8 protein-coding genes are annotated in these 5,810 nt (G+C 34.7%); all 8 read right to left on the minus strand.

Annotation, left to right across the window (positions count from 1 at the left end; translation table 11 throughout):
• Window positions 1-85: 85 nt before the first annotated feature.
• Window positions 86-1,129 (minus strand): spermidine/putrescine ABC transporter ATP-binding protein, encoded by a 1,044-nt coding sequence (gene potA, locus RR539_RS10060; protein WP_332483541.1) that lies wholly within the window; start codon window positions 1,127-1,129, stop codon window positions 86-88.
• Window positions 1,130-1,162: 33 nt separating this feature from the next.
• Window positions 1,163-1,702 (minus strand): helix-turn-helix domain-containing protein, encoded by a 540-nt coding sequence (locus RR539_RS10065; RefSeq protein WP_332483503.1) that lies wholly within the window; start codon window positions 1,700-1,702, stop codon window positions 1,163-1,165.
• A gap of 164 nt (window positions 1,703-1,866) precedes the next feature.
• Entirely contained in the window at window positions 1,867-2,595 is a 729-nt protein-coding gene (locus RR539_RS10070) for an EcsC family protein (RefSeq protein ID WP_332474890.1), read from the minus strand.
• A 24-nt stretch (window positions 2,596-2,619) separates the two neighbouring features.
• The gene (hisIE, locus tag RR539_RS10075; RefSeq protein WP_332474891.1) at window positions 2,620-3,219 is read right to left on the minus strand and encodes a bifunctional phosphoribosyl-AMP cyclohydrolase/phosphoribosyl-ATP diphosphatase HisIE; all 600 of its coding nucleotides are present in this window, start codon (window positions 3,217-3,219) and stop codon (window positions 2,620-2,622) included.
• Window positions 3,219-3,983, minus strand: a complete 765-nt coding sequence (gene hisF, locus RR539_RS10080) for an imidazole glycerol phosphate synthase subunit HisF (protein ID WP_332474892.1) — start codon at window positions 3,981-3,983, stop codon at window positions 3,219-3,221. Before hisF ends, hisIE begins: the two co-directional genes overlap by 1 nt.
• An 11-nt stretch (window positions 3,984-3,994) precedes the next feature.
• Window positions 3,995-4,693, minus strand: coding sequence for a 1-(5-phosphoribosyl)-5-[(5-phosphoribosylamino)methylideneamino]imidazole-4-carboxamide isomerase (hisA, locus tag RR539_RS10085; RefSeq protein WP_332483504.1), 699 nt, complete (start codon window positions 4,691-4,693; stop codon window positions 3,995-3,997).
• A gap of 1 nt (window position 4,694) precedes the next feature.
• Window positions 4,695-5,294, minus strand: a complete 600-nt coding sequence (gene hisH / locus RR539_RS10090) for an imidazole glycerol phosphate synthase subunit HisH (RefSeq protein ID WP_332474662.1) — start codon at window positions 5,292-5,294, stop codon at window positions 4,695-4,697.
• A gap of 10 nt (window positions 5,295-5,304) precedes the next feature.
• Window positions 5,305-5,810: imidazoleglycerol-phosphate dehydratase HisB (gene hisB / locus RR539_RS10095; protein ID WP_332500391.1), on the minus strand; the 506-nt coding region annotated here is incomplete at its 5' end.

Consider the following 5,810-nt stretch of genomic DNA (forward strand, 5'->3'; position numbering starts at 1 on the left):
ATAGAATTACTAAAATAGGAATAACAGTAAAAAGTAACATCCATAGGATGTGTGGAGTTGCTAGTAATTTTTTTCTACTGTGCATTTACTTTACAACCTTTTTCATAATATGGATATCATCAGGGTCTATTTTAAGACCTATCTCGCTACCTACTGGTGACATATCCGTATTATGAAGCATAAAATCAGTGCCATCTACATTAACTATCATTTCGTAGTGAACACCCTTAAATATTACTGTTTCTACTATTCCTTTAAGCATACCCTCTTCTGATTCAACTATCTTAATGTCTTCTGGTCTTATAACCACATCAACATCTTCCTTTTCTTTAAATCCCTTATCTAGACACTCAAATTCTTTTCCCATAAACTCTACTAAAAAGTCTTTATGCATAACCCCATTTAAAATGTTACTTTCACCAATAAACTCTGCAATAAATGCTGACTTTGGTTCATTATAAATCATCTCTGGAGTTCCTATTTGTTGAATACTACCATTATTCATAACAACTACAGTATCAGACATAGTTAGTGCCTCTTCCTGATCGTGTGTTACAAATATAAATGTAATTCCAAGGCTTTGTTGCATCTTCTTAAGCTCTGTTTGCATCTCTTTTCTAATTTTAAGGTCAAGTGCCGCTAAAGGCTCATCAAGTAGAAGAATTTCAGGCTCATTAACAAGTGCTCTAGCAATTGCTATTCTTTGCTGTTGCCCTCCACTTAATGAGTCAATATCTCTTTTTTCAAAGCCATCAAGGTTAACAAGATGAAGCATATTCTTAACCTTAGTATCTATAAGGTCCTCATCCATATTCTTAAGCTTAAGCCCAAATGCAATATTCTCATATATATCAAGGTGAGGAAATAATGCATACTTTTGGAATACTGTGTTAACATTTCTCCTATGTGGTGGAAGACTCGCAATATCCTTGCCTTCAAAAAGAATTTGCCCACTTGTTGGAGCCTCAAATCCTCCTATAAGCCTAAGTGTTGTAGTCTTCCCACATCCACTTGGTCCAAGTAGAGTTATAAACTCGTTTTTTCTAACATAAAGGTTAATTCCCTTTAAAGCCTCATGACTATCATAGACTTTCGTAAGGTTTTTTAATTCAATAATATTTTCTCCCATTTCCATTTTCCTTTACCTCCCACATAAAAAATTTTAAAAGGTTGGAGGTGAACAAACCCACAGAACTATTGCCTTGGTTTTTCCTCCATTTGATATATAGTGGTTTAGGGTTGGTTTAAAGTAGAAAGTCTCCCCTTTTCTAACTTTGTGCTTATTGCTACCAATATGTAACCAGACACTTCCCTGTAGAACATACCCAAACTCTTCTCCGTCGTGTGGGTCATGGTCTAAACTTTTTCCACCCTCATCAAGATGCATTAAGATTGGTTCCATTTCGTGCTTTTGGGCAGTTGGAACAATCCAGTGTATCTCATTATTTAAGTCTTTGTTTTCGTTTACGAAAATATCTTCAGCTGAAAAAACTACTTTTTCTTCTACAGCCTCATTAAAAAAGTCTCGAATATTAGTTCCAAGACACTCTAAAATATCCATAAGAGTTGCTATAGAAGGAGAAGTTAGATCTCTTTCTAGCTGGGATATAAATCCCTTAGAAAGCTCACAACGTGCGGCAAGCTCCTCTTGCGTCAGTCCATTTTTAACTCGAAGCTGCTTTATTTTTTCTCCTATAATCATGTTTGCACCCTTTATTATTTATTTTTGTTTGTATTATTAAACTTTTTGTTTAGTAATTCTAAACAAGCTAAATTATATATTCCGCTAAGAAATTTGTCAATATATAAATTATATTAATATTAGTATTTACAGTTTTTTCATTTTCAATCACAAAAAAGGCCCCCTTATAGGAGACCCTTTGATTTTAATGTTCTATATCTATATGCATTTTTAGAAATGTAGGACAGCCTGTTAAGAAGCCTATAATTAGCAACTCCACCGAACACTGCACCAACTATAGGTAGGAACTGCAAAAGCTTAGCAAGGTCTATATAATCTCTATATTCCTGTTGAAAGCTTTTCCAGTCAAATTCCTCATAACTACTAGGTAATTTATCCTTTATCTTATCGAACTTTTTAACTATTTGATATATTTCAAGTCTTTTTTCATCACATGAAAATGCTAGCATAAATACATAAAGTATAAAAAGCCTTTCTTTAAAATCCCTAATATCATATCCATATATTAAAGCAGTATCATAAAGAAACTTTATTTTAATGCTGAGAAGAACAGGTAAATCTGCAAGTCCTATCATTATTCCTCCAGCTCCTATAGATATTCCTGAAATAGTTGCTGCCTTCCTATAACTTTCCTTCTTCTCATCAAATAAATAGTCCCTCTCCCTCATAGTTAATGAGCTATATGGTTTACCACTTATAATTTCAGAACCCTTTAAAAGCACCTTAGTCATATTCTTTAGGGCAGCTGTAATAATCTCATGTGCTTCTTTAGGTATTATTTCATTTACCTTATTTTGCACCTTTTTAGAGAATATGCTTGTAAACTTAGGACCCTTTTCCATGTCATTTTTCCAAGCTTTAATTTCATTAATTAATATTTTTTCATAGTCCAATAAAATCAGCTCCGATATATTACTCTACTTAAATCTTTTTTTAAGCTCTTCTACTATATCGTCTATTTTTAATCCCCTGTCAACCATTAAAACTAACAAATGATATACAAGGTCTGATATTTCATAGCTCATTTCTTCCTTAGAATTATTCTTAGCTCCAATTATAACTTCACTAGCTTCTTCTCCTACCTTCTTAAGAATCTTATCAACTCCCTTTTCTAAAAGGTAGTTTGTATATGACCCTTCAACAGGATTATTTTGTCTATCTAAAATAAGATTGTATAGCTTATCTACTACACTTTCAAATTCCTTTTCTTTGTATTCTTCATTAAAGAAGCATGTACTACTTCCTGTATGGCAAATAGGCCCTCTGCTTTCAACCTCAACAAGTATTGCATCATTATCACAGTCTGTCTTAATACTTTTAACTATTTGCTCGTTAGATGATGTTTCACCCTTCATCCAAAGCTTTTGACGACTTCTGCTATAGAACCATACCTTTTTAGTTTCTAGTGTTTTATTAAGAGCCTCTTCGTTCATATACCCAAGCATTAGCACCTTACCAGAGCTTACACATTGAATAATAGCTGGAACAAGTCCCTTATCATCGTATTTTACCTGCATTATTTTATCCTCCTAATACTAACCCCATTGTCCCCTAGGTAGTCTTTAAGGTTTTTTATTTTAATTTCTTTGTAGTGGAAAACTGATGCTGCAAGTGCTGCATCTGCATCACCCTTTGTTAATATCTCAAGGAAGTCCTCACTTTTACCTGCACCACCTGAGGCTACAACTGGAATATTAACTAAATTAGATATTTTCTTAGTTATATCAAGGTCAAAGCCTTCCTTTACTCCATCTGTATCTATACTGTTAATAACTATTTCACCAGCACCTAGTTTTTCTCCTTCTAGTGCCCATTCAATAGCATTAAGGCTTGTCTCTTCACGACCACCCTTAACATATACCTTATATATTCCATCACTATTTCTCTTAATATCCATTGATAGAACAACGCATTGGCGACCAAACTTAAGCGCACCCTCTCTTATAAGGTTCTTATTATATACAGCTGAGGAGTTAACAGATACCTTATCTGCTCCTGCCTTAAGTACTGCTGAAAAATCATCAACTGAACTTATTCCTCCTCCAACTGTTAGGGGAATATTAACTCTAGATGCTGTTTTCTCAACAACATCTAGAAATATTCCGCGACCCTCGTTACTTGCTGTAATATCATAAAATACAAGTTCATCTGCACCTTCTAAACTATAAAACTCAGCAAGCTCTACAGGATCATTAACGTCTTCTATATTTTTAAATTTAGTCCCCTTAACTACCCTTCCATTTCTAACATCTAGACATGGAATAATTCTTTTTGTAAGCATTTAAATTCCCCCTAAAAGTCGCTAAGACTTACCTTTTCATCATATAGAGCCTTTCCGATTATAGCACCGTAAATATTCATTTCAGTTAACTTCTTAACATCCTCAACACTTGAAACTCCACCTGAAGCTATAATATCTATATTAACGTGTTTATTAAGTTCATCTGTTTCTTCAAAATTAGGTCCAATAAGCATTCCGTCCTTTGCAATATCAGTATATACTATTGTTTTAACTCCAATTGCCTCAAGGTCTTTTGCAACATCCTTTGCAAGAGAGTCTGTAACTTCAGTCCATCCCTTAGTTGCAACGTAGCCATTTTTAGCATCTAGTGATACAGCTATCTTGTCTCCATGCTTGTTAACAGCACTTACAACAAAGTCTCTATCTTCAATTACAGCAGTTCCAAGAATAACCCTAGCAGCACCAGCTTCTATAAGCTGGTCTACATATTCAAGGGTTCTTATTCCTCCCCCAACTTGTACTGGAATAGAAACATTGCTTATAGCATCCTTAATTGCAAGGAAGTTTCTCCCCTCGCCATCCTTTGCTCCATCTAGGTCCACTATGTGGATAAACTTAGCTCCTTGGTCTTCCCACTTCTTAGCTGTATCAGCTGGGCTATTTCCGTATACTGTTTCTTTGTCAAAATCCCCTTGAAGCAGTCTTACACATTGTCCCCCTCTAATATCTATTGCTGGAAAAATAATCATATTACATACCTCCGAAATTTCTTAATAATTTAAGACCTGTTTCTCCGCTTTTTTCTGGGTGAAACTGCATTCCAATAACATTTCCCTTAGCTACTATTCCAGGAACATTAACCCCATAGTCTGAGAAGGTAACAACATCATCTAAGTTCTTAGCCTCCACATAATAAGAGTGAACAAAGTATACAAATTCACCTTCATCGATTCCTTCTAGTAGTTTATGCGATTTATTGAATTTTAAACTATTCCATCCCATGTGGGGTATTTTAAGCCCTTCCTTAAGCTTAACAACATCTCCTTCAAGTATAGATAGTCCCTTGCACTCACCGTCTTCAAATCCCCTGTCAAATAAAACCTGCATACCAAGGCATATACCAAGAGTTGGTTTACCACCCTTTACATTTTCTTTAATGCATTTAATAAGTCCTGATTTTTCAAGGGATGCCATAGCATCTTTAAACGCTCCAACCCCAGGAAGTATTATTTTATCAGCATTATTTATAACCTCTTCGTCCTTAGTAACAACAGAATCTATACCAAGTCTTTGAAGTGAGTTATATATACTTTTTAAGTTACCAACCCCATAATCAATTATTGCAATCATATTTGCCTCCTTATAAAACTCCCTTAGTTGAAAGTACTCCCTTAATGCTATCCTTTTTCTCACATGCACTGTTTAAAGCGCGTCCAAGTCCCTTAAATAAGCCTTCTATAATATGGTGGTTATTAACACCATAGTTTAGGTTCATGTGAAGTGTTACCTTAGCATTCATAGCAAATGCTCTGAAAAACTCCTCTGCAAGTTCAACGTCAAAATCTCCAACCTTATCCCTTGTATATGTAACATCAAAGTGTAAATAGCTTCTTCCACTAATATCTAGTGAAACCATTGATAATGCTTCATCCATAGGAGTAAATATAGTTGAGTATCTAGTTATTGATGCCTTATCTCCTATTGCCTCTAAAAATGCCTCACCTAGTACAATTGCAATGTCTTCAACTGTGTGGTGATAATCTATATGAGTATCACCTATGCACTTAACATCAAGGTCCATAAACCCATGCTTTGCCATTAAGTCTAGCATATGATCTAAAAATCCTATACCTGTGTCAATGTTTC

The sequence above is a fragment of the Clostridium sp. genome (assembly GCF_036639235.1).
Classification (GTDB): domain Bacteria; phylum Bacillota; class Clostridia; order Clostridiales; family Caloramatoraceae; genus Clostridium_AB.

What these genes read in the sequence shown, in the direction of transcription:
- hisF (WP_332474892.1), bottom strand. Translation starts at nt 3,983, where the DNA reads ATGCTTACAAAAAGAATTATTCCATGTCTAGATGTTAGAAATGGAAGG.
- hisH (WP_332474662.1), bottom strand. Translation starts at nt 5,294, where the DNA reads ATGATTGCAATAATTGATTATGGGGTTGGTAACTTAAAAAGTATATAT.
- hisIE (WP_332474891.1), bottom strand. Translation starts at nt 3,219, where the DNA reads ATGCAGGTAAAATACGATGATAAGGGACTTGTTCCAGCTATTATTCAA.
- potA (WP_332483541.1), bottom strand. Translation starts at nt 1,129, where the DNA reads ATGGGAGAAAATATTATTGAATTAAAAAACCTTACGAAAGTCTATGAT.
- hisA (WP_332483504.1), bottom strand. Translation starts at nt 4,693, where the DNA reads ATGATTATTTTTCCAGCAATAGATATTAGAGGGGGACAATGTGTAAGA.
- RR539_RS10065 (WP_332483503.1), bottom strand. Translation starts at nt 1,702, where the DNA reads ATGATTATAGGAGAAAAAATAAAGCAGCTTCGAGTTAAAAATGGACTG.